The sequence below is a fragment of the Mesobacillus jeotgali genome (assembly GCF_031759225.1).
Taxonomy (GTDB): Bacteria; Bacillota; Bacilli; order Bacillales; family Cytobacillaceae; genus Mesobacillus; species Mesobacillus jeotgali_B.
Genome location: NZ_CP134494.1, coordinates 2,488,418 through 2,511,734 on the forward strand (window position 1 = coordinate 2,488,418; position 23,317 = coordinate 2,511,734).

Sequence of the window (23,317 nt, forward strand, 5' to 3'; positions counted from 1 at the left end):
TGCATGATGACTGACACTCAATTCATGAAGGCATACACCATCAAAGAGGTGTCCAAAAAAATAAATGTTCCATCTGGCACCATTAGACAATGGGAAAAGGATCTTGCCGGTTTGCTGGTAATCCCAAGAACGAAACAAGGTGCCAGATTTTATACGGATATTGAAATAGACCAATTGATGAAAATAAAACAAATGCGTGATAAGAATTTAAGCAAAGAAATGATTCGGGAGCTCTTGCAGAGACATATGGGTACTGACCCTGTTTCAGAACAAGCTCCAAATGACAACAGCCTTGCTGTAAAGACGAATATGCCGTCCGCACCCCAGACAGACAGTAATAATGAGTATGCTGCCTTTATGATGGCAATGGAACAATATAAGGAATCTCTGCTTGAGGAAGTTAAGGCAGAAATCAGAAATGGCATTCGAAAAGAAGTTCTGGAGGAAGTAAAGAAAGAAATTTCTAAAGGTACTTTTACAACAGTAAAAACCCTTTCTGATTCAATTTATAAAACAGGTGAAAGAACCAATGAACATATTATGGACCTCTCTCAAACAGTAGCCAAAAGCTCGCAAGAAAGTTCCGAACGACTCGGAACCATCTCATCAGAGCTTACGAATGTTTCGAAAGGCACTTCCGAAATCAGCACGAATCTTGCAAAGGTATCAAAAGGCACAACAGAAATGTTCGGCAAGCTTACTGATCGTGTAACGAAGGCTTCACAGGGCACGATTGAAAAAATAGCCCAGCTATCTGAAAATATCCAAAAGAGCTCCAAAGGGACCACTGATAAAATCACCAAGCTGACTGAGAGTGTTGCGAAGGTTTCAAAAGGTACTTCCGAAAAAATAAATGCCTTATCCGGAAGCATTTCGAATGTTTCGAAGGGGACTTCCGAACGGATCGCATCTTTAACCTCCAGTTTGACAAAAACATCAAAAGGGACAAATGAAAAAATCATTAAGCTTGAAAATTCGGTGGATAAGCTATCCTCAGGTACGAATAAGGAATTATCCCTATTGGCAAAACGCTTGAACGAGACCACTGAGACGGTTTCCGAGGAATTTAAAATACTTGCTGATTATGTGTCCAATAGCCGTGAGACAACAAATCAGGAGCTCTCCAATTTAAATCAGGTCATCAATCAGGAACGAGAATATCTTGTCCGCACTCTCCAGTCTGAACGAGAGGAATTGCGCCGTGAAATCAGGATACGTGATGAGATGTTCAAGAATATGGTCGATAGCTTCAGGGAAACAGCAGCTTCTAAACAATCCAAACGTAATTGGTGGAAGTTTTGGAAGTAGTTTTCATATTCCTGACATATTACTTGCAAAGATGTAAATAATATTCACACTTAAGTACCACTTTTGTAAAAGTCTCCATAATGAAATGCATGAATACTCTTGGGAGGGAAAAGTTGGAGATGGTTGGATATTTTCGCAGGATGGCAATCGCAGCAATGATCATTTTCCTATCAGGTGCCACACCAGATTCTGTTTTAGCGGAAATCTCCTCGGATAACGCGCAAGTCAGGGCCTTAAACATTTCTCACCGTGGTGCTTCAGGCTATGTCCCTGAACATACATTTCTCGCATATGAGCTGGGGAATAGCATGAATGGAGATTACATTGAAATCGACCTTCAAATGACAAAGGATGGAGAATTAATTGCACTGCATGACGAAACCATAGACCGGACCACGGACAAAAAAGGACTAGTCAAAAATCTTACGCTTAAAGAAATCAAGAAACTGGATGCAGGATCATGGTTTAATGAAGACTACCCTGATAAAAAGAATACCGTGTTTACGGGGCTCCAGATCCCAACCCTTCGTGAAGTGCTTTCTAGGTTCGGTTCCAACTCAAAATTTTTCATTGAGACCAAATCACCTGAAGTCTATCCTGGCATGGAAGAAAAGCTAATCGATATTCTGAATGAATACAATCTTACCGGTGCCCAGCCATTTGGAAATGTTATTGTTCAATCATTCAGTGCTGAGAGTTTAAGAAAAATACATCAAATGGATGATTCGATTCCATTGGTCCAGCTGTTGTCCTACTATGCCCCAGCAGTCATCACTGACCAGGAAGTAAGGAAAATCAAGGAATATGCTGTTGGAGTAGGATTGCATTACACGGCAGTCAGTCCTGGCTACATCCAAAAAGTGACTGGTTCTGGTCTGATGATTTTTCCTTATACGGTCAATGAAAAAGAAGATATGAAAATGCTGCTGGAATGGGGAGTTTCGGGTATGTTTACTAATTACCCCGACCGGTTGGACGAAGTGATCCAAATGAGTTCACTCGGGAACTCGTAAATGAATGAATGAATGAATGACTAAAAGAGCTGCCATTTGGCAGCTTTTAGTCTTATTCCGGGATAACACATCATCAATAAAGTCTATTTTTATATCCGTCTTCCAATCTTTGCTGTATCTCAACTTCGGACCATTCAGGCATTTTTGAGTGTGCTGCCAGTATCTCTGCACCTTTTGGCAAGGTTGATGAGTCTGCCCAGCTTTCGGGATTCCATAGGCCTGACCGTTTCAATGCTTTCCCGCATTGTATATAGCATTCCTCAACTTCCACTACGATGCCAAGCAGTGGTTCCTTCCCGCCGGCTTTCATCCTACCCAGCAGTTCTGGTTCCCGTGTCAAGCTGGCCTTTCCATTGACTCTTAATGTTTCCAGCATCCCTGGAATTAGGAACAACAGCCCTACTCTTGCGTTTGATAAGATATTTTTCAGAGAATCCATTCTTTTATTCCCTGGCCTCTCAGGAATCACGATTCTGTTATTGTCAAGAACAAGGACAAATCCAGGTGCATCACCCCTTGGAGAAGCATCTGTACACCCATTCTCGTCTGAGGTGGATAAGACTAAAAATGGTGATTGAGATATGTAGTTGCTGCAATGTTCATCCACCAATGGAATAACCTTTCGTTTGGCCAAATCACTTGGCTCACCAAATAAAGCTCTCAATTCTTCAAAGCTATTAATATCGTGACTCATAAAATCATCTCCCCGAGCAGTTTATAATCTTTACTATATCGTAAATTGACCTATGTTACTTTTAACAGATACATACATTATGCTAGGATTGTATTACCACAATTTGGAGCAACAAAATAACTAGAAGGTGCAGATTTGAAAAAAAACTTACGTGCAAAATCATTTATTTCGGCTTTCTGGATCGCTTTAACTGGCGGCCTGATCTTTTCATCCCTGTCAATTCCCGTTCCCTGGCTCCTCGGGCCGATGTCGGCAATTTTGATTGCTGACCGCTATAAAGGCTTAACACTCTACTGGCCAAGAGCTTTAAGGGATTCAGCATTGGTTCTGATCGGATACTCGATCGGTCTTTCCTTTACTCGTTCATCAGTACAGAATATCGCAGAAAACCTTCCGGCCATGTTGATAATGACTGTGATTCTGGTGAGTTCTGCTGCTTTGATCTCTAAAGTGATATCAAAGCTATCCAAAGTTGACTATCCTACTGTATTGACCGGCAGCATCCCAGGCGGGCTGTCACAAATGATCATATTTGCTGAAGAAATGAAGGGGATTGATATCACAACGGTTACCTTCCTTCAGGTCTCCAGATTATTGATGATTGTTTTTGTCGTCCCTTTTATCATATTCGGTCCTGTGTTCAATTTCAGCCATACAGCGAATAATGGATTGGCAGGCTCAGACCAATTTGTTTCAGATCCAATCAATTCTTTATCTTTTTTAATAGTATGTATCCTTGGAGTGATAATCGCTAAAAAGCTGCAGCTGCCTACTCCATTTTTACTCGGGCCAATATTAGGAACAGGCATTTTGTCTTATGCTGGATTTACTGGCCCAGCCTTGCCGTCATCGGTAATGGATGCATCACAGCTGATGATCGGCGGGTATATTGGCATGCTGTTAAAACCTGAGAAATTAGAGAGGAAATCAATAACGATCACCCTCGCATTATTGAGTGGTTTCTTGCTTGTGATGGAATCACTAATGTTAAGTTTCTTATTATCAGACGCTTTAAACATCAATATAGTTACAAGCTTTCTCAGCCTTGCGCCAGGCGGAATGGATCAGATGGGGATCATTGCACATGAGGTCAATGCTGATTTATCAATAGTTTCAGGCTTTCAGCTGTTCAGGCTATTCTTCATCTATTTTGCAGTCCCCCCGATTTTGAGATGGTATTTCAAAAGAAAAATAAACAATAAAATGGATTCTCTATAATCTTCCCGGGTATATTACTAACATCATGGAAAATGCTTAGTTGGAGGAATGAAATTGAACATATCTTTTAATAATTTGCTCAATAAGGCAAAGATAGGTTTGAATCAAGCATTTGGCCACGCCAAGGAAACTCTGTATTCCATAACGAGTACATCCTCAGCAACTGTCCAGCAAATAGCTGATTATGTCAGGAATCATCCGGATACTAGAGTCACCAGAAAAGAGTTCCTGGGAATTACCATTTCATTTTATGAACTAAGTAAGGGTGAAATGAGATACTATTTAGAAACAAACAACGCAAAAATTTTACAGCTTGACGTCCATTCCCATAATCATTCAGTCATAGCGTACCGTTCCTATCGTGATCATTTATCGGTAAATACCCCGGTGAAATTCCCGGATTTACAAGATGCCAAATAGAGAGTATTCCTCATTGACTCTGTTAGTTAAAGATTTAATATTTGTGAAAAATAATCGGAAAAAATTCTGCTTAAATTGGAAACGCCCCTTAATTCCTTAAAATTAAGGGGCATTTTTTCGTTTATTTAAACCAAATCGTTGGATTTTGGAATATTTTTAGCAATTAACCGGAATATCTCCACTTATTTCAACTTCTAAGCCTCATCTATATAAAATAGACGGAAGTTCTCCCCTTAGGAATTTTCATGCCTACATGAAGCTCAACAATGAATGATAACAGAGCCATAAATTAAGGGTGTCCCATATGTACTCAAATACGGGACACCCTTCTTCAATTTATTTCAACCCTGACAGCTGGTCTCTATCGTCCGCCATTGGAGGCTCTTCAAGCCAGGAATTTTTGATCATGATATTAGCGCCGTCCTCCGCATACAAAGCTATTTCTGGAATCAGGGAAGCATATTTCACCCCTATATCCTTTCGCGGACTTGCGGCCATGGCGGCTCCATAGTTACCAATCCCTGCGGCAATCATCGCTGAAACATGGAATAAAATCAGCTTGTCTGAAAAAACCTGCGTTGTACTATCTGTTACGGCAGCATCCCAAAACATTGGAGCAGGGATATCATTATTCTTTAGGATATCACTGAATAAATCGACATGTTTTTGAGCGATTTTCTTCCCTCTCTGCAAATACTCCTTGACCTCTTTGTTCTGTGCCACTTGTATAAATCCCATGATTAGTGCTTTCCCGATTTGGTTTGTTTGTATATTCATAAATAAATGAGTCATTTCTACTGATGTTAGTGAACGTCTCCTGCTTTTAAGTCCTGACAGGAACTTTTGTTTCTCAACAAAATCCACCTTATCCGGCACTGATATGAAAGGAGGCCTAATATAAGTCCCTTGCTCCAGCATTAACTCCCTCGTCAAATCCTGCAGCCCGACTGCAGATTTCAGAACACTTTTATGAAATGATATAACATCAGGGCGAGTTCCCAGGCCAATTGCTGCACTATTTGCTGCCATTCCGAGAATTGACATATGCCTTAAATACATCATGACAAATGTATCAGAGAACAGTCGGGGAGCGTGTATATTCACATCTTTCTTAGTGAAACCAACGGGGCACGGAAAATCTTCACGATCGAATATCTCCTTTAAAATAGAAATGTTTTTTTGTGAAGCTCCAATCCCAAACTCAACGATTTCTTTTATTTTATTGTCGTCTATGTTGTTCATAAAATAACTTAATACACAAATGGATACTGAATCATTTATATATTGCGTCCACATACTGGACATCTCTGCCGAAGTTAGGCGTATTTTAGTCTTGTCCTCCATCTGCACACCTCAGTTTACTGATGATATCAGTAGCATTCCATAAGAAGCCAAATTTTATTTAGGCTCTTTTGAATTTTTCCTTTTGGTTCAAGAGCAAAACAATTTTGTCGTAGTACAGATAAAACAGCCTATCAATTTTTGAAAAAAATAGTAAAATAGATGTAGGATTCAAATTAGGAGTGAGCAAGCTGGGTGCCATCATTTTATTAATCATTGCTGCTGTTGGGCTATCACTGACAGCAAATTTAATCAGATTTCATGTAAGCGCTTTTCTGAATCAATTGATCTTCTCTGTTGCAACATTGATCCTTGTTGAGCTTTCAGTTTATTTTTATGGAAGCAATCATTTACATTGGAGTATTTTATTATTTATCACTACAGCGGGCTATTCTTTTAAATTAATTGGTGGTATCATTGGAGCCATTTTCAGCATATTTCTTGTTTATTTACAGACAGAAGGAATCCCTTTGGTTCTTCTGCCGGTATATTTGCTAATCGGGTCTGGTGCAGGCTATTTATCACAGTATTTACTGAATAAGAAAAAAAATCACCATCGCTGGCTGAACATGCTTATGGAACAATCAAAACATCTACAAGTCTTTCGCGAAGTAAGTACTACGATGCAGCGCACGCTGCAGCAGGATCTGCTTTTGAAAGTAATCTTGACATCGGTTACCGCTGGTCATGGTCTGGGTTTTAACAGAGCGATGATTTTCCTTGCTTCCAATGAGTCAAAGTCGCTGAAAGGCATAGTGGGCGTAGGGCCAATGGATGTGAAGAAAGGTTATGAAGTATGGGAAAAAATTTCTGAAGACAGGCTCAAACTCAGCGACTTGATCGAACATAATTTTGACAGCAATTTCACTGATCCGGAACTGAATGCTCTATTGCATTCGTTGGAAATCCCGATTGATGAACATAATGTCTTTGGATTAGCGTTATCAAGCCAAAAACCAGTAATTGTCAGAGGCATCGAGAAAGAGGATTCTTCACAGGTTTTAATTTATGATTTGTTCCAAACTGAGGAGTTTGCGGTTATTCCACTCATTAACCAGGGAAAAAATATTGGAATCCTTTTCATTGATAATATTGTAAATAAGAAACCTATCACACTGATGGATACAGAGAATATCCTGCCTTTAGCGAACCAGGCGGCAATTGCCCTTGATCATGCCAATCTCTATGAGCAGATTGAGGAAATGGCTTTACGGGACGGTTTGACAGGTCTTCTAAACCAACGGGCATTCCAGACAATACTTAATGAACACTTCCCTTCTAAAGGAAATAGAGCTGCTCCCCTTTCGCTTATCATCTTGGATATCGATTTCTTTAAGGTTTTCAATGATAAAAATGGCCATCTGCTCGGAAATGAAGTATTAATGAAGTTGGCGAGAGTCATTGTGGAGTCAATAAGACCCGGAGATTATTCCTTCCGTTTTGGCGGAGAAGAATTTGTTGTTCTTCTGCCTGATACCGATCTGGAACAAGCTGAGATAACAGCCGAAACAATTCGTTTAAATGTTGAAAGGACAAGCTTTCCCGGTGAAAAAACACAGCCAAATGGCACTTTAACTGTGAGTGTTGGAACGGCTTGTACTGACCATAGGGACATACACAGTGAAAATGAGTTAATAGAAGCTGCCGACCAGGCCCTTTACAAAGCTAAAAACGCAGGCAAAAATACTGTAATTTCTTTTAAGGAGTTCGTTAGCATTGATTGAACTGGCATTGATTCTAGCTGCCCTTTTCTTCTTCCTGGCTTCCGCTTTGACTAGCAGGCCACTGTACATCCTATCACAGAAGTATTATTCCAAAAAGGTAACCTCGCATTATGGGTTCAAAGTTTCAGACCTGCATTATTCCTATGATCAAATGGTCTACTTTATTTCCCTCCCTACTACGTTACCTTATATAAGGGATGCGCTGAAGGAAGATTTGATTATTGAACAAGATTATTCATCTTATTTTTTCCCTCTTCTGAAAGGGATTAAGATTTCATTAAAACAAAATGGGAAGAAAATGTTCCTTGCCTACCTGCCTATCGGCAATTTCCGGTTGCCTCACCTTGATAAATTGCAGCAAGAAGGTACAATCGATGAACAAACCTATTTACGAATAAGTACAACTAAGCTGCTCCATCGTGACACCCTGCAGGAAGTGCGCGAAGAAGTATACAAACAACTCCAGGTGGGTCGTTACTAAATGTGAAAGATCTGCTAATATGCACTTCAACCCAAAGGCTGAGTCAAGCCTTTGGGTTTCTTATGTGTCAGCTCGATGGTTTCCTCCGCATTAGCTGTCCCGTTTTTCTCTAGTATAATTCCACTTTTTTAAAAAGACAGCCCAAAAAATCACGAAAAAATGTATGGTATTAACTGATTCAGAATGTAATATTCAAAAGGAAAGGAACAGGAAAAGCCCAGTCTACTTCTCCTGACTGGGCCCACGTGTCACTTTATACTTCCAATAAAATTAAGTTCCTCAGCGTTCGATATACTTGAAGGGTTATCAAGAATTTTTTTAACATCAGATAATGTTTCCTGGAGCTTTACATTTTCTCCCTTCTTTCCAGTGTATGCTTCGGCCACATAGAAAGGCTGAGTCAAATATGCCTCCAATTTTTCACCCTGCGTGTATATTTGTGACTCGGAGGCTGGCAGACGTTCGAGGCCATGTACATTAACGATTGCTCGCAATTCTCTATACCTGCGTAAAAGCTTTTGAGCTCTTTGTTGAATACTATGGTGAATAGGGTCTAAATAGGACCCCTCTAAGATGGAGGAAGTAGAGTAGATTGGATTGATCGCTGGGTATTTATGGCGCGCAGCAAGATCAGCATCAAATTGCCACAAAGTATCAAGTGGACCATAGGGAAGGTCTTCATCGACAGCCTCTCCCTTTAAGTCTATCAAGAAAGTCGTTACCCTGCCGGCTCCTTTGGCATCGAAAGATTCTTGCAAAGTGAACATCTCGCCTGAAATGACATAAGATCGGTCGGCTGTAAGAACGTAATCTTTTCCTATAACTTCTCTTTGAATGATCTTCTCTGTCTCTTCGATATTGTTTGTGACAAAATCAATGTCTTGGAGAACATCTTCAAGCTCGGGATGATCCCCTTTCGGATTAATGAGAATAGTCACATATCCTTCTCTTTTCAATCGATGTAACATCTCGGCCAGTACCACCAATTGCCCCATGCCAGGTCGGGCAACAAGTCCAACGGTTCCACCTTTCGAAATAGGTGCAAACAAATCCAAGGTTTTAATGCCTGTTTGAATCATTTCTACACTCTCCCCTCTTAAAATCAGTTCATCCAAACTGCAGCCAGCAAGCTCTGCCAGAGCGACAATTGTCCTTACCTCTGCCCTGCCGACCGGTATTTTACCTGTAGACAAATTTGAAACGGTCGCCGGCCTAAGTCCAACAGACTTAGCGGCTGATGTCAGGTTTGGCACTTTTTTTCTAAGTAATGCTACGTTCAATCTAATATTCTCCAATTACTTCCACCTCCTTACTTTAAACAGTAATCTAATTTACTTTAAAAAGCAATAAAAATCACTTCTGAAAGTTATTTTTTTCTTTAAGGCTGTTTTCCCCTCGATTGTTGCTTTTCGTACATGTTCACAAATCGTGCTAAAAGGTTGTACTATTTGAGGAGTTACTGAAGAAAGAATACTTTAGCTGTAAAATCTTAGATGCCGAACCTTAAAAGTTTGTTTTGAGTGGTTCAGGGTATATAAAAATATAACAACTAAAGGAGGCCATAATCATGAATGACAAACAAACAAAAGGCGCATTTGACCAGGTTAAAGGTGAAGCTAAAAAGCAATTCGGGAAGCTTACCGACAATGAATCAATGGAAGCTGAAGGCCGCCTTGATAAAGGAAAAGGAAAACTGAAAGAAACAGCTGGAGATATGAAAGAAGAAGTATCTCGTGCCTTTAACGACTCTTCCAGAGATTAATTACAGATTATGTAAAAAGCCTTTGCTAGACAGCAAAGGCTTTTTTATATGCTAATCAATATTATTCTTATTTTTACCCTTCACAAAACGATAGGCTAAATAGGCGACATACAAAGGTGTTGCAATATAAATCAAGTATGGGAACTGACTGTAGGTGCCTTTCCAGATGACGAACAGCAAAGAACCAAGAAATATTGTTACAATTGTTCCATACTTCGGAAGTGGTACTTCTTTGAAGCTTGGAATCCTGATCCTGCTGACCATGAGAAAGCTTAGCGCTGTAAAGACAACAGTAGTGACGATGTTGGGAATCAAGTCTCCAAATAAGGTAAGGATGGCCATGATTCCGCCTGCTGCTGTTATAGGGACTCCAATAAAGTAATTAAGAGATGATTTATCAGTACTGATGTTGAACCTTGCCAGTCGATAAGCGCCGAATAACGGAAAAAGACCTGCTACCATCAAGCCCCACAATCCAAATTGATAAAAATATGTATAATAAACGAGAAAAGAAGGTGCTACACCAAATGTAACAATATCCGCAAGGGAGTCGAGTTCCTTGCCAAGCTGGCTGTCTGCTTTCAACATTCTCGCCAGTCTTCCGTCCATGCTGTCCAGCATCATTCCGATCAATATTAAAATAGCTGCATTGTTAAATTGGCCATTAGCCGCAAACCCGATTGATAAAAAACCACAATATAGATTCCCAAGTGTGAACATATTGGGGATCATTTTTGTAAACCGCATCAGTTATCATCACTCTCCGAAACTTATTCTTATTTTGCCTATGCCTATTTTTACCCCAGCCACCTCATAATCATGTTTATTTTACTGAAGAATAGCCGAAAATATAGTTTAACTATATCATTTTTTCTTCTTCTGGATAGAGGTAAGCAAGAAATTCCTATACGAAAAACGCAGAATACGTAACTATGGAATAAATATGTCAAAATGGCTATTCAAATGATTCATCAAATTGTATACTAATCTGGGGTTGGTGAATTATGATCAATAAAAACTTGCGCAGGTTAAAATTCCTTCTTATAAAATTATTGAGAATCAAAGAAAATGCACATAATGTGAGCTTAGGGTTTACTCTTGGGTTTTTAATCCACTTTATCCCATCTTTCGGCTTGGGGCCTGTGATTTCGACCGTTAGTGCAAAACTCTTTAAAGGAAATCCGGTAGCTGGTTTCATAAGCGGTGTCGCACTTATCTGGCTTTTCCCATTCTTATTTTATTTGAATGTAGTTGTTGGTGAAACCCTGTTTCCTTATGGGATCTTCCCTTCTGCAGCGGGTATGCCTTCCCATGGTTTAGATGCCGGAATTCATTTAGGGGCTGTCTTTTTCATGGGTATGATCATTAATATCATTCTTTTTGGGATGTTCGTTTACTATCTCATTTATACAATCATGAGGAAATACCGCCTAAACTTCCTGTCTTTAGTAAAGAAATGGGATATTAAAAAATAACAAATTCATTTTCTGTTATAGAAAAGGCTGCAAATTATGCAGCCTTTTTTCATTACTTATTCCTCAATCAGATATACAATTGCTTCGTACGGCCTTAAAGATACTTGAGAGCCGTATCCTTCACTTGTTTTATAATTTGAGATCAGTATTTCATTCTTCTTTCCTTGCAGATTTAAAGGAACTTCAAAGGCCTGCTCTTCATTCGTGAAATTCAAAAGAACAAGTAATTTTTGAGACTCGAGAGTTCTAGTATAAACATAGATATTCTCGTCCTCAGGCACCAGGATATCATATCTGCCATCGACAATAACCGGTTGCTCTTTCCTATGCTGGATTAATTTCCGATAATAGTGATAAATGGAATTTTCATCTTCAACTGCCTGCTTCGCATTAATCTCTTTATAGTTTGGATTTACCTGGATCCATGGGGTGCCGGTCGTAAACCCTCCATTCTCAGTATCATCCCACTGGAAAGGAGTACGGGCATTGTCCCGTCCTTTTACATAGATGGACTCCATTACCTTCTTAGGATCCTCCCCATTTTGTTTCACTTTTTCGTTATACATATTAAGGGTTTCAATATCTTTGTAATCAGCAATAGAATCAAATCGGACGTTTGTCATCCCAATCTCTTCGCCCTGATAAATGTATGGTGTTCCTTTTAGCATATGGAGGAATGTAGCCAGCATCTTTGCTGACTCTACCCGGTATTGCTGATCATCGCCAAATCTTGAAACCATCCTTGGCTGATCGTGATTGTTCAAATAAAGGCTGTTCCAACCTATATCCTCTAGACCTGTTTGCCATTTTGTAAAATTATTCTTTAAATCTGTAAGCCTCAGCGGCTTCAGGTCCCATTTACCGCCAGGGCCGGAATCCAGATCCACATGCTCGAATTGAAAAACCATGTTCACTTCATTTCTGGATTCATCGGTGTATAGCTTAGCCTGCTCTACATTAACCCCAGGCATTTCGCCTACTGTCATTACGTTATAATCAGCAAGAGCTTCTCTGTGCATTTCCTGAAGGAAGTCATGTATTTTCGGTCCGTTCATAAAGTATTTGCTGCCCGAAACATACTTTTTCCCATCAGGATTAGGTGCATCAGGAAGGCCATCTACTTTTGAAATGAAATTGATGACATCCATCCTGAATCCATCAATGCCTTTGTCCAGCCAGAATTTCATCATATCGTAAATTTCCTGGCGAAGTTTTGGGTTTTCCCAGTTTAAATCAGGCTGTTTCTTACTGAAGATATGCAGGAAATACTCATCTGTATTTTCATCGTACTGCCAGGCAGAACCACTAAATGTAGATTTCCAGTTATTTGGCTCCTTTCCATCCTTCCCAGGTCTCCAAATATAATAGTCTCGATAAGGATTGTCTTTAGACTTTCTAGATTCTACGAACCAATGGTGTTCATCCGAGCTATGGTTAACAACCAGGTCCATAATCAGTTTCAGTCCTCTGTCATGCATCTCTTTTAATAAAAGCTCCCAGTCTTCCATCGTTCCGAAATCATCCATGATTTCGCGATAATCACTGATATCATATCCATTATCATCATTAGGAGATTTATATACTGGAGAAAGCCAGATAACATCTACTCCCAGGTCTTTTAAATAGTCAAGTTTTGAAATAATGCCAGGGATATCTCCTATCCCATCTCCATTGGAATCCATAAAGCTTCTAGGGTAAATCTGATAAATGACTGATTCCTTCCACCAATGCTTTTTCAAAAAAACCACTCCAAATTAGTTTTATTTATAAAGACTCTCTTCTTAAAATTCCGCATTCTCGATTCCATTTCAATTAAGCGACCTCTTCAAAATAGAGGATAACTATGAAAAGGAGTAAATTATGCGATATTTGCCTAGGTAAACGCTTACGTATCATATGGGTTTTATTTCTTTTACGCTTTCCCGCTCAATCACACAGTGTGGCAGGATCCGACTTTCAACCCTTCTGCCCTGTTCCATCATCGAAAAAAGCATTTCTGTTGCGACCATCCCCATTTCTTCCAAAGGCTGTGCTACGGTAGTAAGTGGCGGTATCGCCATTTCAGCGATCGGCAGATTATCATAGCCAATAATAGAAAGTTCATCCGGTATTTTAACACCAAGTTTATATGCAGCAGATATGGCGCCCAGAGCCAATGCATCGCTTGCAGCGAAGATTGCAGTCAAATCGGAGGACTGTTCAAGGAGTTTGGGCAGGCCTGTAAAACCATCTTTAAACGAAAACCCTAGTGAATGGATGATGCTTTGCTCATTTATAGGAAGTCCACTTTGTGCCAACGCTTGCTTATAACCATCTATTCTCGGCTGGCCGGCTATGAGATCTTCTTTATTTCCGCCCAGCATCCCGATTTTACTATGCCCCATTCTTACTAAATAATCAGTGGCAGTGAAAGCTGCGTGCTTGTCATCGACCTTCACGAAAGGGAAAGGATATTGATAAGATTCAGTTGAGATAAGCACAACTGGTATTTTCATCGAATCAAGAGTTTTATAAAACTCTTCTGTGATGCTTTCACTGACAAACAGAATCCCGTCCACCCTTTTTTCGGATAAGAGCTGTAAATATTTCATTGTTCTCTGTCCATGTGATGCCGTATTGCAGACAATTACACTCGAACCAAGACGATGGACCGCTTCTTCCACGCCCCGCAAGATCTTTGCTGAAAATTGGCTCGACACTTCAGGAAATAAAATTCCAACCGTATTGGATTTCTTACTGATTAACCCGCGGGCGATTGCGTTGGGCTGATATTCAAGCTCTTTAATCGCTTGAAGGACTTTTTCTTCAGTTGCTTTTGAATAGCCGCTCAGTCCATTGAGGACCCTTGATACGGTAGCAATCGAGACATTTGCATGTTTTGCTACGTCTTTAATTGTATAGCTCATTTCAATCAAACCCTTTACGTAAACGTTTACGTTACCCATTCCATAATAGTATGCTTTCCGTTTATTATCAACCGGTTTCTGAGAAAAGCACAAAAAACTTGAAGGCAAAATGCCTTCAAGTTCACTTTAATAATTCTTACCTTTTTGTTCTTCCTTTACTTTTGAAGGCTTTGGTCTTACATCAGTGGTGATACCTGTTAGGATATCACGGTCAAATTTACTGCGGTCTTCTCCCATACCGGGCAAAGTGTTAGCCATAGGCAACTGTTCAAGTTCTTTTCCTCTTGGCAATGCAGACACCTCCTTATTTTTTAAAGTTCCTCAATTTCTCTAGAACTAACACAAAAATTTCAGGAAGGTATTATGAAGGTATTTGGTGAATTAAAGTAAGATACTACATTGTTTAGGGTGAACAATATGAAAATTGGATTGTTACGGCATTTTAAAGTGACATTAGGGTATCCAAATAAGCTCGTCACTTCCCAGGAGCTTCTGAATTGGCAAAAGGAATATGATCAATCCCGAGTGGAGGAAGTTGAAATACATCATCAGAATGAAAAGTGGCTTAAATGTTACTCAAGTGATTTGGAAAGAGCTAAATTAACTGCATCCAAAGCGTTTGAAGGAGATATCATTTTCATGGAGGACCTGCGGGAGATGACGCTTTATCCTGTCATTCATACTGAAATTCGTCTGCCCCTCTGGCTTCATGTCACATTAATTAGGATAGCCTGGTTTTTGGGACATAAATCACAAAAGGAAAGTAAACAAGAAGTTATCACGAGAATCAACAAGGTTCTTGATCAAGCAATGGTTCACGGTGAAGACATTCTGATAGTTGGCCACGGAGGAATCATGATGTTCATGAGGAAGGAGTTAATGAAGAGAGGGTTTTCAGGCCCTAAATTTAATAGAGCCGAAAACGCAAGAGTGTATATCTTTAGCAAAGATAACCACAACAGTTAATCAAAAGGCGCTCAACTTTGAACGTCTTCTTTTATGATTGCGTACATTTTCACGTCATAATGGGCGCCTTTCACATAAATGAACTTCCTTAAGATGCCTTCGAATGTCATTCCAGCCTTTTCCATTACACGCTCAGAACCTATATTGGCTACAAGGCTTTTGGCCTGTATCCTGACTAGATCCATTTCACTCATTCCAAACCGGATCAGTTCTTTAACTGCTTCAGTAGCAATTCCTCTTCCCCAATAATTCTTGGACAGAGCATAACCAATTTCTGCAGTCTTATGCTGCGTCGACCAGGAAACAAAGTCTACCGTGCCGATCAGTTTGTTATCCTCCTTATAGTGAATGCCCCATGGAGCAATTTTCCCCTCTGCATAAAGAGTTAGAATCATCTTTACATAGTCTTCAGTCGCCACTCTTGTTTCATGCGCCTCCCAGAAAACATATTTCGATACTTCAGGGTTGGAAGCATATGTATGTATATCGTCAATATCCTCATAACTGATTTTTCTTAAGACCAGACGCTCCGTTTCAAGCCCTGGTAAATTGCCGTAAATATCTTTTATTTCCACAGATGTCCCTCCTTACAAGGCAATTTATAACTCCTATTTTACCCTATCGGAGTCTATTTTCATGAATGATTTGATTCAGTAATGGAAAAAGTAACGACGAGTCATTTATAACAGGAGGTATATGAATGGAGAATACCAACGAATTTGTTCAGAAACTTCATGATAAACAAAGGAAAGACGAACAGAATAGAAAGCGTCAGGGAAAAGATAACCCAAGTGACAAGCTTCCAAATAAGCAGCATTAAACAAGACGATCCTAAAAAATCCGGTTGGAAAAATGCAGAACAAATAGACCGCAGATAAATTACCTGCGGTCTGTTTTTATATCTGCTACCTGCTTCTGCGGCTGCTTGAACCGCCTCTTCTGGCTGTTCGGCCTCCTGGAGAGCTGGAACTCTGTCGCTCTCTGCCCTGTCTTTCCCGGGTAGGTCTTTCTCCAGTACTTCTTCTTGCTTTTTCATCACTCATCCTTCCACCTGAACGAGAAAGACTAGATTGCTGCCCTTCAGTATGGTTTCTACGTTCACGTCTTGATGAAGGCTGCTCCCTCTCTCTTCGGCCTGGACCATCATATCGAGCTTCGCGTCTATCTTCCGACCTTCTTCTCGAACCTGGATCTTTACTTATTTTTTCACCCCGGTGATCCCTTTCAGGGTTGTGATCATCCCGTCTTCTTGACCGAGTATTCTTACCCTTATAATCACCCGATCTCTGTTTACTTTTTTTGCCGGTACGATCATCATCCGTTTGGGAATCACTTCTCTTGGCGTTCCCCATGTTTTTCTTTTCAATTCTTAAGTTGAGCTCTGTTTCGATTTGGTCCAACAAGGGCCTATCCTTTGGCGAATAAAATGTTAAAGCAAGCCCTTCACTGCCGGCCCTGCCGGTTCGCCCGATTCGATGGATATAGCTCTCAGTATCCAGGGGAATGTCATAATTAAACACATGTGTTACACCTTCAACATCAAGCCCCCTTGCCGCAACATCTGTTGCGATCAGGTACTGGATCTTAGCTTCACGGAACTTTTTCATCACCTGTTCCCTTTTTGCCTGTGAAAGGTCCCCATGAAGCTCGTCACAATTAAAATGGTTCGATTTCAGAGCGTCATTCAACTTGCTAACCCTTCTTTTCGTACGGCAAAAAATCACGCCTAAAAAAGGCTGATATAATCTAAGTGATTCGATTAGATCATTCTGTTTTGCCCGGTCAGTTGTACTAATGGCAATTTGTTTAATATTTTCCAGCGGGGCCTGGTTTTTCTGAACCTGGATATATTCTGGTTTGAACATATGTTTTTTTGCTAACCGTTTGATTTCATCCGGCATTGTCGCTGAAAAAAGTAAGGTTTGCCTAGTTTTAGGGGTCTGCTTGATGATTTCTTCAACCTCATTCAGGAAACCAATGTGAAGCATTTGGTCAGCCTCATCCAGTACAAGAAAAGCTGCATTTGAAAAATCAACCGTTTCCCTGCGGATATGGTCAAGCAATCTGCCGGGAGTACCGATGACAATATGAATATTCTTCTTAAGCTTTTTAAGCTGTGATTCTACATCCTGCCCGCCATATACAGCAAGCACATTCATTCCTTCTATTCCCTCAATCAGTTTTTTGATTTCATGTGTAATTTGCAATGCAAGCTCTCTAGTAGGAGTTACAATCAGGGCCTGTATATTAGATTGGTTAATATCGATTTTTTCCAGTATAGGCAGAACAAAAGCAAAGGTTTTTCCGGTACCCGTCTGGGATTGTGCAATAACATCGTTGCCATCGAGCAATAGCGGTATTGCTTTTTCCTGTATTGGTGTTGGATTGGAAATTCCCTGCTGGTTAAGTGTTTCTGCAAGTAGTTCTGATATGCCTAGTGATCTAAACTGATTCAAATTTAATCCCTGCTTTCTTTAAAAGGCCGAATTTTACCGACCATCCTTATCATTATTGCTTTTAGTGAAGGAAAATATCAAGCCTGGATTGATTCATATACCTAAAGAAGTCTCTTGATCAAGAAATTTCGGTATCGTACCCTTATGCGGGCTGATTCCTCTTCATAAGTCTTCCGTTCGACCGTCCGTCCTGTACATTATGCGTCAGGCTTTGTCTGTTTGGGTAAAATAATATTATTATGTGGATTTTAAATTTTGCCTGTGGTACGATTTACTAATTGAAGAATAGGAAGTGATTAAAAGTGATTAAAATTGAACTGCCAGCACCAGATGTAGTCATCACACGAAGCAAGCAATTAGGAGAAAAGGTTGAAGCGGTCATCAGCAGCGAATATGGTTTTACCGATTACCACCGTATTCCCAGGGATAAAGGCGGAATCATCTTGTTTTTCAACGCGGACGACGAATTGATGTTCGTAGGGAAAGCCCGCAAGCTTAGACCACGCGTAAAAAAACATTTTGAGGATAATGTATCCCCTATCAAAAACCATCGTCATGAAGTCAACAAGATTGCTGTCATTACAGTGGTCGATCCGGTAGACAGAGAAATTTATGAAACCTATGCCATCAACGTACTTAAAGCCAAGTATAATGTCGATAAGGTATTCTATAAATAAGAAGAGCCTGATTACAGGCTCTTCTTATTACTTAAACCATCCTTTTTCCTTTGATTGAGTGATTGCTTCAATCCTGTTGGTCACTTGAAGCTTATCTAAGATCGTTGAGATATAATTACGGACGGTACCTGTCGTAATACTTAATTCTCCTGCAATTTCTTTCGTATTCTTCCCGTCGGCAACGAGCCCAAGCACTTCCATTTCCCGGTCAGTCAGCGGATTTTCTTCGCTATATACATCGTCCATCAGTTCAGGGGCGTATATCCGTCTTCCCCCCATTACGCTGCGAATCGAGCTTGCAAGCTCTTCAGATGGACTATCCTTTAATAAGTACCCGCTCACACCAGCTTTCAACGCTCTCTGAAAATATCCAGAACGCGCAAAAGTTGTCAGTATAATCACCTTGCATCCCAGGCCTTTCAATTCTTCCGCTGCTTCCAGCCCTGTTTTCCCAGGCATTTCAATATCCATGACACATACGTCCGGTTTAAGCTCTTTTGCAAGAGCAACAGCTTCCTCTCCGTTGCTCGCCTTGCCCACAACTTCCATATCATCCTCAAGACTCAACAGAGAGCCTAATGCCCCCAGGAGCATGCGCTGGTCCTCCGCAATGACAATTTTAATCATATCAGATCCTCCCTGCCAGTTTGTTTCAATACTTTTGGTATCTTGATTACTAGAGTTGTTCCATCTTCAGAAAGAATCTCGAGTGTGCCATTCACGAATTCCAGTCTTTCCCGCATTCCCTGAAGACCGCTCCCTTTATATAAGTCTTCGTCGGCAATATTCCCCACGCCATTGTCGCTTACTTGCGCAAACAATTCCTGTTCACTTTGCTTTATGGATATGCTGCACGCTGATGCCTTACTATGCTTAACAATATTCGTCACGGCCTCTTTTAAACACATACTCAAGATGTTTTCAGATAGCAAAGACACATTATTGAGATTGAATTCCTCTTCATTGCCGATAAACTCGATTTCAGCTGCTTTTAGCATCTGCCTGACGTGAACCAGTTCGTCACGGACCCGGATTCCTCTCATTTCAGCAACCATTTTCCTTACCTCATTCAAAGCCGTCCTGGCAGTCTGCTGGACATCTTTCAATTCTTCTTTTACCAGTTCAGGATCTTTATTGATCAGCTTCCTCGCTAAGTCGCTTTTCAGTCCGATCAAAGACAGCTTTTGGCCGAGTGTATCGTGCAGATCACGGGCTATCCTTTGCCGCTCTTCCAGTTTAACCAACTCTGAGATCCGCTTGTTCGCATCCTCAAGCTTTTCTTCCAGCTCTCCTCGTTCGTTTTTGTTATGGATACTGAACGGAAGAAGGATGACACCAATCCATACAATCACGATGATCGGCAGCTGTCTGATGAAAAAGTCTTCTTGCAGGACAATTTCAAAATTGATCACAATCGAAGTCCCAACTAGATGGATGAAATACAGAACCAGGAATGGAATCCGGTCCTTGATGTTCCCAATGAAATATGCAATGAAAAAAGCGAAATATATGTAACTGAACAAACTTGTTGACGCAATTGAAATACCTATCAAAATACAAGTCCAAAGATATACCGTCCAGCCTTTTGAAATAAAGGCGAGCCAATAGACGAGAAAGAACAAAAGAGTCAGAATGATACCGACAACTTTGCCTACCGTCGTTGGCATCTGCCAAATGAAGTAAAAAGGCAGTATTCCTAGAATGGTCCAGATGTATGGAGAAATCCCCGTAATCCTAAGCGAATTAAAAAACTTTTTGATCATATCAAACCTCTTTTTTATGGCTCTTTCCGCAAACCCTGTTGCTTCCTCCACCTAATATCACCTTAAAAAGAGCATCCACCTCTTGTTAACGGCGAGAGAAGAAAAATATTCAAACAATAATTAATGGGAAAATAGCCCTTTTATACGTATCTGCTCTTATTTTAACATATGTAAAATCTGACAGCTTACAAAAAATGACTCCCCTTATTCCAGTATGAATCATACTGGACCAAGGGGAGTTGTGATTATAGTTCAGGCTTTGTCTGAGCAGTTAATTTACCATTGTGCTTATAGGCTTTCATTTCCTTGAAGCTGATAAACTGCTTATTCTTTTCATCCCACAAACGGAATTTCAATGAAGTTAAGCTTGTAGAAAGTGTGATTGTCGGCACATTTTGCAAAGGCTTAGTATTCTTGTGGACCTCTTCAAGCTTATAATTTGGAACCCTAGGGCTTAAATGGTGCACATGGTGGTAGCCGATGTTACCAGTAATCCACTGAAGCACTTTAGGAAGCTGATAATATGAGCTACCCTCGACAGCAGCCCGCAAGTATTCCCAATCCTTATCGGCTTCGAAATATGAATCCTCAAAAGTATGCTGTACATAGAATAACCAGATGCCAAACATTCCAGCGATGAAGAAGATTGGACCTTCTACCATTAAGAATGCTTTCCAGCCAATAGCCCATATCAAAAGACCAGAAATTCCAAAGATCAACACATTCGTTAGATAGGTGTTCAAGCGCTCCTTCATCCTCGCACCTTTCCGGTTGAAACGGTTCGTAATCAAAACGATATATATCGGCCCGAGTACAAACATCACAAATGGATTGCGGTACATTCTGTATGCAAGTTTTTTCCACATTGGAGCAGCCATATATTCGTCAACTGTCAATACCCAAATGTCGCCTGTCCCACGCTTGTCCAAGTTGCTGCTTGTTGCGTGGTGGACAGAGTGTTCATGGCCCCACTGGCTATAAGGGAACAATGTCAGAACACCGGTGAGCGTACCAACCACTTTATTTGCTGTACGATTTTTGAAAAATGAATGATGCGTACAGTCATGGAAGATAATGAAAATCCGGATCATGAAACCAGCTGCAAGAACAGCGATTCCAAGAGTTAACAAATAGGAAATCTCAAGGCTTTGGTAGGCCAGAAACCATAAAACTAAAAATGGAATGACCGTATTGATTATTTGAATGATACTATCTTTAATGTTAGAACTTTCATAAGGGGCGACCTGTTTTCTAAGTTCTTTTGCGTTGTGAGTTGCCATCTTGATATTAATTCCCCTTTCGGATTTGTTAGTTAACCAAATTATAAATAAGGGAAAGGATTCTGTGCAGTAGCAGGTGTCATGTATGACACATGATAAATGTCATGTTTTGATAATTTTCTTCTTTAAATCCTTGATTTAACAACGTTTTTCTTTTGTGACCAGGTAATAATATTTGTTGATATTTTTTTATTCAGCCATTTATTCGATAAAAAAGAGATATGTAGGTAAAGTCTTCTTAAAGATAGTTAACCCCCCTTTTACTGAAGTAATCACTTTTCACCTGAAAAAGTACCACTTAAAATTCAAAATTAAACACGAAATTCATGTTTTTAGAATTTATCTTCTTTAAACCAGGCGTTTTTTCTTGGAGCCACATTTTTAGCCCTGATTGAATACTCATCCATCCATCCAAAATAGCTGCCACTGCCACTTGAGTTAATGAGGATCTCATCAAAAGTAGGAGGATAAGGGTTCTTCCTCATATGCAGTGCCAGTTTCTTGAATACGATGCCATAATCCATCAATTCACAGCAGGCCATCCACCTCAGTACCGTATCATTTTTGAATGTTACAAGCGGATATACATTTTCAATAAGATTTAAAAGCTTATATGTGTCTAACTTTGTCATAGGCCATGCTCCTTTTTTAGGAAAATCCACAATATTAGATTTTTTCCATGATCGCTGGAAAGATACATTAATTCATGTTCAAATTAACCTTTTACCTGTAATATTGGTCAAAAGAGACATAAGAAGGTGAAAAATTGTGAAAACAGCAATTGTGACAGGCTCCTCTAGTGGCTTCGGAGAATTGATTGCCATCGAACTGGCTAAAACCGGTTTCCAGGTAATCGCAACTATGCGAAACCTCAATAAAAAAGAACACTTGCTGAAACTTGCAGAAGCTGAAGAAGTGAAAGACAAGATTACCATTTATCAATTGGATGTAACAAGGCACGAAACGATCGAGAAATTCAAAGAGTACATACAATGCCTTGATTCTGTGGATTTGCTCGTTAACAATGCTGGCTATGCTCAGGGGGGATTTTCCGAGGAACTTTCAGTGGGTGAATATCGAACACAATTTGAAACGAACTTTTTTGGGGTTATTGCCGTCACAAACGCAATCCTTCCTTACATGCGTAAGCAAGGATCAGGTAGAATCATAAATATGAGCAGCATCAGCGGAAGATTTGGATTCCCAGGATTGTCTGCCTATGTTTCTTCAAAACATGCTCTTGAGGGTTACAGTGAAAGCTTAAGGCTAGAGCTAAAACCCTTGGGAATAGATGTAGTCCTTATCGAACCCGGTTCATACAAAACAAACATATGGCAAAGTATCGAAAATGTATCATTATCCAATGAGTCACCATATGAGTTAATGAAAGACTCCATCTTAAAAATACTAACAACCGGCCAAGATTCTTATGGAAATCCGCACGATGTTGCAAGGCTTGCAGCGCAAATTGCATCAAACGAAAACACACCAACCCTAAGATACCCTATTGGAAAAGGTGTCAAGAACATGATTCAGTTAAAGAACTTCCTTCCTTGGAAAACAATCGAAAGAATCCTTTTGAAAAAATTGAAGATATAATGTGATAATAAACGGAGAAATTCCGCTTAATTTGGAAACGACCCTTAATTCCTTGAAAATAAGGGTCGTTTTTCCGTTTATTTCATCCAAAACATTGGATTTTGTCTTTTTTATAGCTGTTAACCGAATATATCCGCTTATTTCCGCTTCTTAAGCATCCTCTATATACAACAACCGGAAATTCTCCGCTAATGAAATCGAGAATCAGCACAGATTGTTAACAGAGTTACTATT

General features: G+C 40.0%; 25 protein-coding genes. 12 read left to right on the plus strand and 13 right to left on the minus strand.

The genetic code is table 11. The features are described 5' to 3' along the window. The first annotated feature begins 3 nt into the window (after positions 1-3). On the plus strand, positions 4-1,308 hold the full coding sequence (locus tag RH061_RS12420; RefSeq protein ID WP_311070557.1) for a MerR family transcriptional regulator: 1,305 nt from the start codon (positions 4-6) through the stop codon (positions 1,306-1,308). A gap of 119 nt (positions 1,309-1,427) precedes the next feature. Next, positions 1,428-2,321 (plus strand): glycerophosphodiester phosphodiesterase, encoded by an 894-nt coding sequence (locus RH061_RS12425; protein ID WP_311076391.1) that lies wholly within the window; start codon positions 1,428-1,430, stop codon positions 2,319-2,321. 73 nt (positions 2,322-2,394) lie between these two features. Here the strand turns inward: RH061_RS12425 and RH061_RS12430 are convergent, their stop codons facing one another. Continuing rightward, positions 2,395-3,015 (minus strand): pyridoxamine 5'-phosphate oxidase family protein, encoded by a 621-nt coding sequence (locus RH061_RS12430; RefSeq protein ID WP_311070559.1) that lies wholly within the window; start codon positions 3,013-3,015, stop codon positions 2,395-2,397. A 135-nt stretch (positions 3,016-3,150) separates the two neighbouring features. Here RH061_RS12430 and RH061_RS12435 point away from each other — a divergent pair, with 135 nt between their 5' ends. Both RH061_RS12435 and RH061_RS12440 read left to right on the plus strand, forming a co-directional pair. Next, on the plus strand, positions 3,151-4,233 hold the full coding sequence (locus RH061_RS12435; protein ID WP_311070561.1) for an AbrB family transcriptional regulator: 1,083 nt from the start codon (positions 3,151-3,153) through the stop codon (positions 4,231-4,233). Positions 4,234-4,287: 54 nt separating this feature from the next. Further along, positions 4,288-4,653: a hypothetical protein gene (locus RH061_RS12440; RefSeq protein WP_311070563.1), complete on the plus strand. Its 366-nt coding sequence runs from the start codon at positions 4,288-4,290 to the stop codon at positions 4,651-4,653. 336 nt (positions 4,654-4,989) lie between these two features. Here RH061_RS12440 and RH061_RS12445 read toward each other — a convergent pair whose 3' ends face one another. Next, positions 4,990-5,997: a DUF3231 family protein gene (locus RH061_RS12445; protein ID WP_311070565.1), complete on the minus strand. Its 1,008-nt coding sequence runs from the start codon at positions 5,995-5,997 to the stop codon at positions 4,990-4,992. 179 nt (positions 5,998-6,176) lie between these two features. Here RH061_RS12445 and RH061_RS12450 point away from each other — a divergent pair, with 179 nt between their 5' ends. Next, entirely contained in the window at positions 6,177-7,718 is a 1,542-nt protein-coding gene (locus RH061_RS12450) for a GGDEF domain-containing protein (protein ID WP_311070567.1), read from the plus strand. Beyond that, positions 7,711-8,199: a hypothetical protein gene (locus RH061_RS12455; RefSeq protein ID WP_311070568.1), complete on the plus strand. Its 489-nt coding sequence runs from the start codon at positions 7,711-7,713 to the stop codon at positions 8,197-8,199. The genes RH061_RS12450 and RH061_RS12455 overlap by 8 nt, the downstream gene beginning before the upstream one ends. 248 nt (positions 8,200-8,447) lie before the next feature. Here the strand turns inward: RH061_RS12455 and RH061_RS12460 are convergent, their stop codons facing one another. Further along, positions 8,448-9,494 carry an ATP synthase beta subunit C-terminal domain-containing protein gene (locus RH061_RS12460; RefSeq protein ID WP_311070569.1) on the minus strand — a complete coding sequence of 349 codons (1,047 nt, stop codon included), beginning with the start codon at positions 9,492-9,494 and terminating at the stop codon, positions 8,448-8,450. Between the two features lie 272 nt (positions 9,495-9,766). Between RH061_RS12460 and RH061_RS12465 the strand changes: the two genes are divergently transcribed. Continuing rightward, the gene (locus RH061_RS12465; RefSeq protein WP_311070570.1) at positions 9,767-9,961 is read left to right on the plus strand and encodes a CsbD family protein; all 195 of its coding nucleotides are present in this window, start codon (positions 9,767-9,769) and stop codon (positions 9,959-9,961) included. A 51-nt stretch (positions 9,962-10,012) separates the two neighbouring features. On the opposite strand, the gene pssA is transcribed toward RH061_RS12465, so the two are convergent. Then, positions 10,013-10,708 carry a CDP-diacylglycerol--serine O-phosphatidyltransferase gene (pssA, locus tag RH061_RS12470; protein ID WP_102262929.1) on the minus strand — a complete coding sequence of 232 codons (696 nt, stop codon included), beginning with the start codon at positions 10,706-10,708 and terminating at the stop codon, positions 10,013-10,015. 257 nt (positions 10,709-10,965) lie between these two features. On the opposite strand from pssA, the gene RH061_RS12475 reads away from it, so the two are divergent. After that, the gene (locus RH061_RS12475) at positions 10,966-11,436 is read left to right on the plus strand and encodes a DUF2062 domain-containing protein (protein WP_311070572.1); all 471 of its coding nucleotides are present in this window, start codon (positions 10,966-10,968) and stop codon (positions 11,434-11,436) included. A gap of 56 nt (positions 11,437-11,492) precedes the next feature. Here the strand turns inward: RH061_RS12475 and RH061_RS12480 are convergent, their stop codons facing one another. The 3 genes from RH061_RS12480 to RH061_RS12490 form a co-directional block, all read right to left on the minus strand. After that, positions 11,493-13,175, minus strand: coding sequence for a glycoside hydrolase family 13 protein (locus RH061_RS12480; RefSeq protein ID WP_311070573.1), 1,683 nt, complete (start codon positions 13,173-13,175; stop codon positions 11,493-11,495). Positions 13,176-13,328: 153 nt separating this feature from the next. After that, a complete protein-coding gene (locus tag RH061_RS12485; protein ID WP_311070575.1) occupies positions 13,329-14,342 on the minus strand; it encodes a LacI family DNA-binding transcriptional regulator in 1,014 nt (337 codons plus the stop codon). Between the two features lie 126 nt (positions 14,343-14,468). Next, the gene (locus RH061_RS12490; RefSeq protein ID WP_311070578.1) at positions 14,469-14,633 is read right to left on the minus strand and encodes a hypothetical protein; all 165 of its coding nucleotides are present in this window, start codon (positions 14,631-14,633) and stop codon (positions 14,469-14,471) included. A 126-nt stretch (positions 14,634-14,759) separates the two neighbouring features. On the opposite strand from RH061_RS12490, the gene RH061_RS12495 reads away from it, so the two are divergent. Next, entirely contained in the window at positions 14,760-15,308 is a 549-nt protein-coding gene (locus RH061_RS12495; RefSeq protein ID WP_311070580.1) for a histidine phosphatase family protein, read from the plus strand. Between the two features lie 11 nt (positions 15,309-15,319). On the opposite strand, the gene RH061_RS12500 is transcribed toward RH061_RS12495, so the two are convergent. Beyond that, complete coding sequence (locus RH061_RS12500; protein WP_311070583.1) at positions 15,320-15,883, minus strand: GNAT family N-acetyltransferase; 564 nt, start codon at positions 15,881-15,883, stop codon at positions 15,320-15,322. A gap of 125 nt (positions 15,884-16,008) precedes the next feature. On the opposite strand from RH061_RS12500, the gene RH061_RS12505 reads away from it, so the two are divergent. Next, on the plus strand, positions 16,009-16,128 hold the full coding sequence (locus tag RH061_RS12505) for a DUF4023 domain-containing protein (protein ID WP_311070585.1): 120 nt from the start codon (positions 16,009-16,011) through the stop codon (positions 16,126-16,128). Positions 16,129-16,213: 85 nt separating this feature from the next. On the opposite strand, the gene RH061_RS12510 is transcribed toward RH061_RS12505, so the two are convergent. Further along, positions 16,214-17,764, minus strand: a complete 1,551-nt coding sequence (locus tag RH061_RS12510; RefSeq protein ID WP_311070586.1) for a DEAD/DEAH box helicase — start codon at positions 17,762-17,764, stop codon at positions 16,214-16,216. 302 nt (positions 17,765-18,066) lie between these two features. On the opposite strand from RH061_RS12510, the gene RH061_RS12515 reads away from it, so the two are divergent. Next, on the plus strand, positions 18,067-18,441 hold the full coding sequence (locus tag RH061_RS12515) for a nucleotide excision repair endonuclease (protein ID WP_311070588.1): 375 nt from the start codon (positions 18,067-18,069) through the stop codon (positions 18,439-18,441). 27 nt (positions 18,442-18,468) lie between these two features. Here RH061_RS12515 and RH061_RS12520 read toward each other — a convergent pair whose 3' ends face one another. The 4 genes from RH061_RS12520 to RH061_RS12535 form a co-directional block, all read right to left on the minus strand. Then, positions 18,469-19,068 (minus strand): response regulator transcription factor, encoded by a 600-nt coding sequence (locus RH061_RS12520; RefSeq protein ID WP_311070589.1) that lies wholly within the window; start codon positions 19,066-19,068, stop codon positions 18,469-18,471. Next, positions 19,065-20,204, minus strand: coding sequence for a sensor histidine kinase (locus RH061_RS12525; protein ID WP_311070591.1), 1,140 nt, complete (start codon positions 20,202-20,204; stop codon positions 19,065-19,067). The genes RH061_RS12520 and RH061_RS12525 overlap by 4 nt, the downstream gene beginning before the upstream one ends. A gap of 245 nt (positions 20,205-20,449) precedes the next feature. After that, positions 20,450-21,484, minus strand: coding sequence for a Delta(5) desaturase DesA (gene desA, locus RH061_RS12530; RefSeq protein WP_311070593.1), 1,035 nt, complete (start codon positions 21,482-21,484; stop codon positions 20,450-20,452). Positions 21,485-21,816: 332 nt separating this feature from the next. Continuing rightward, positions 21,817-22,116, minus strand: a complete 300-nt coding sequence (locus RH061_RS12535; protein WP_311070596.1) for a replicative helicase loader/inhibitor — start codon at positions 22,114-22,116, stop codon at positions 21,817-21,819. A 133-nt stretch (positions 22,117-22,249) separates the two neighbouring features. Between RH061_RS12535 and RH061_RS12540 the strand changes: the two genes are divergently transcribed. Beyond that, positions 22,250-23,083 (plus strand): SDR family oxidoreductase, encoded by an 834-nt coding sequence (locus RH061_RS12540; RefSeq protein ID WP_311076392.1) that lies wholly within the window; start codon positions 22,250-22,252, stop codon positions 23,081-23,083. Positions 23,084-23,317 lie beyond the last annotated feature (234 nt).

Excerpts from the sequence above, each read along its gene's own strand:
- RH061_RS12420 (WP_311070557.1), top strand. The coding sequence starts at position 4 with ATGATGACTGACACTCAATTCATGAAGGCATACACCATCAAAGAGGTG.
- RH061_RS12425 (WP_311076391.1), top strand. The coding sequence starts at position 1,428 with ATGGTTGGATATTTTCGCAGGATGGCAATCGCAGCAATGATCATTTTC.
- RH061_RS12430 (WP_311070559.1), bottom strand. The coding sequence starts at position 3,015 with ATGAGTCACGATATTAATAGCTTTGAAGAATTGAGAGCTTTATTTGGT.
- RH061_RS12445 (WP_311070565.1), bottom strand. The coding sequence starts at position 5,997 with ATGGAGGACAAGACTAAAATACGCCTAACTTCGGCAGAGATGTCCAGT.
- RH061_RS12465 (WP_311070570.1), top strand. The coding sequence starts at position 9,767 with ATGAATGACAAACAAACAAAAGGCGCATTTGACCAGGTTAAAGGTGAA.
- pssA (WP_102262929.1), bottom strand. The coding sequence starts at position 10,708 with ATGCGGTTTACAAAAATGATCCCCAATATGTTCACACTTGGGAATCTA.
- RH061_RS12475 (WP_311070572.1), top strand. The coding sequence starts at position 10,966 with ATGATCAATAAAAACTTGCGCAGGTTAAAATTCCTTCTTATAAAATTA.
- RH061_RS12485 (WP_311070575.1), bottom strand. The coding sequence starts at position 14,342 with ATGAGCTATACAATTAAAGACGTAGCAAAACATGCAAATGTCTCGATT.
- RH061_RS12495 (WP_311070580.1), top strand. The coding sequence starts at position 14,760 with ATGAAAATTGGATTGTTACGGCATTTTAAAGTGACATTAGGGTATCCA.
- RH061_RS12505 (WP_311070585.1), top strand. The coding sequence starts at position 16,009 with ATGGAGAATACCAACGAATTTGTTCAGAAACTTCATGATAAACAAAGG.
- RH061_RS12520 (WP_311070589.1), bottom strand. The coding sequence starts at position 19,068 with ATGATTAAAATTGTCATTGCGGAGGACCAGCGCATGCTCCTGGGGGCA.
- RH061_RS12525 (WP_311070591.1), bottom strand. The coding sequence starts at position 20,204 with ATGATCAAAAAGTTTTTTAATTCGCTTAGGATTACGGGGATTTCTCCA.
- desA (WP_311070593.1), bottom strand. The coding sequence starts at position 21,484 with ATGGCAACTCACAACGCAAAAGAACTTAGAAAACAGGTCGCCCCTTAT.
- RH061_RS12535 (WP_311070596.1), bottom strand. The coding sequence starts at position 22,116 with ATGACAAAGTTAGACACATATAAGCTTTTAAATCTTATTGAAAATGTA.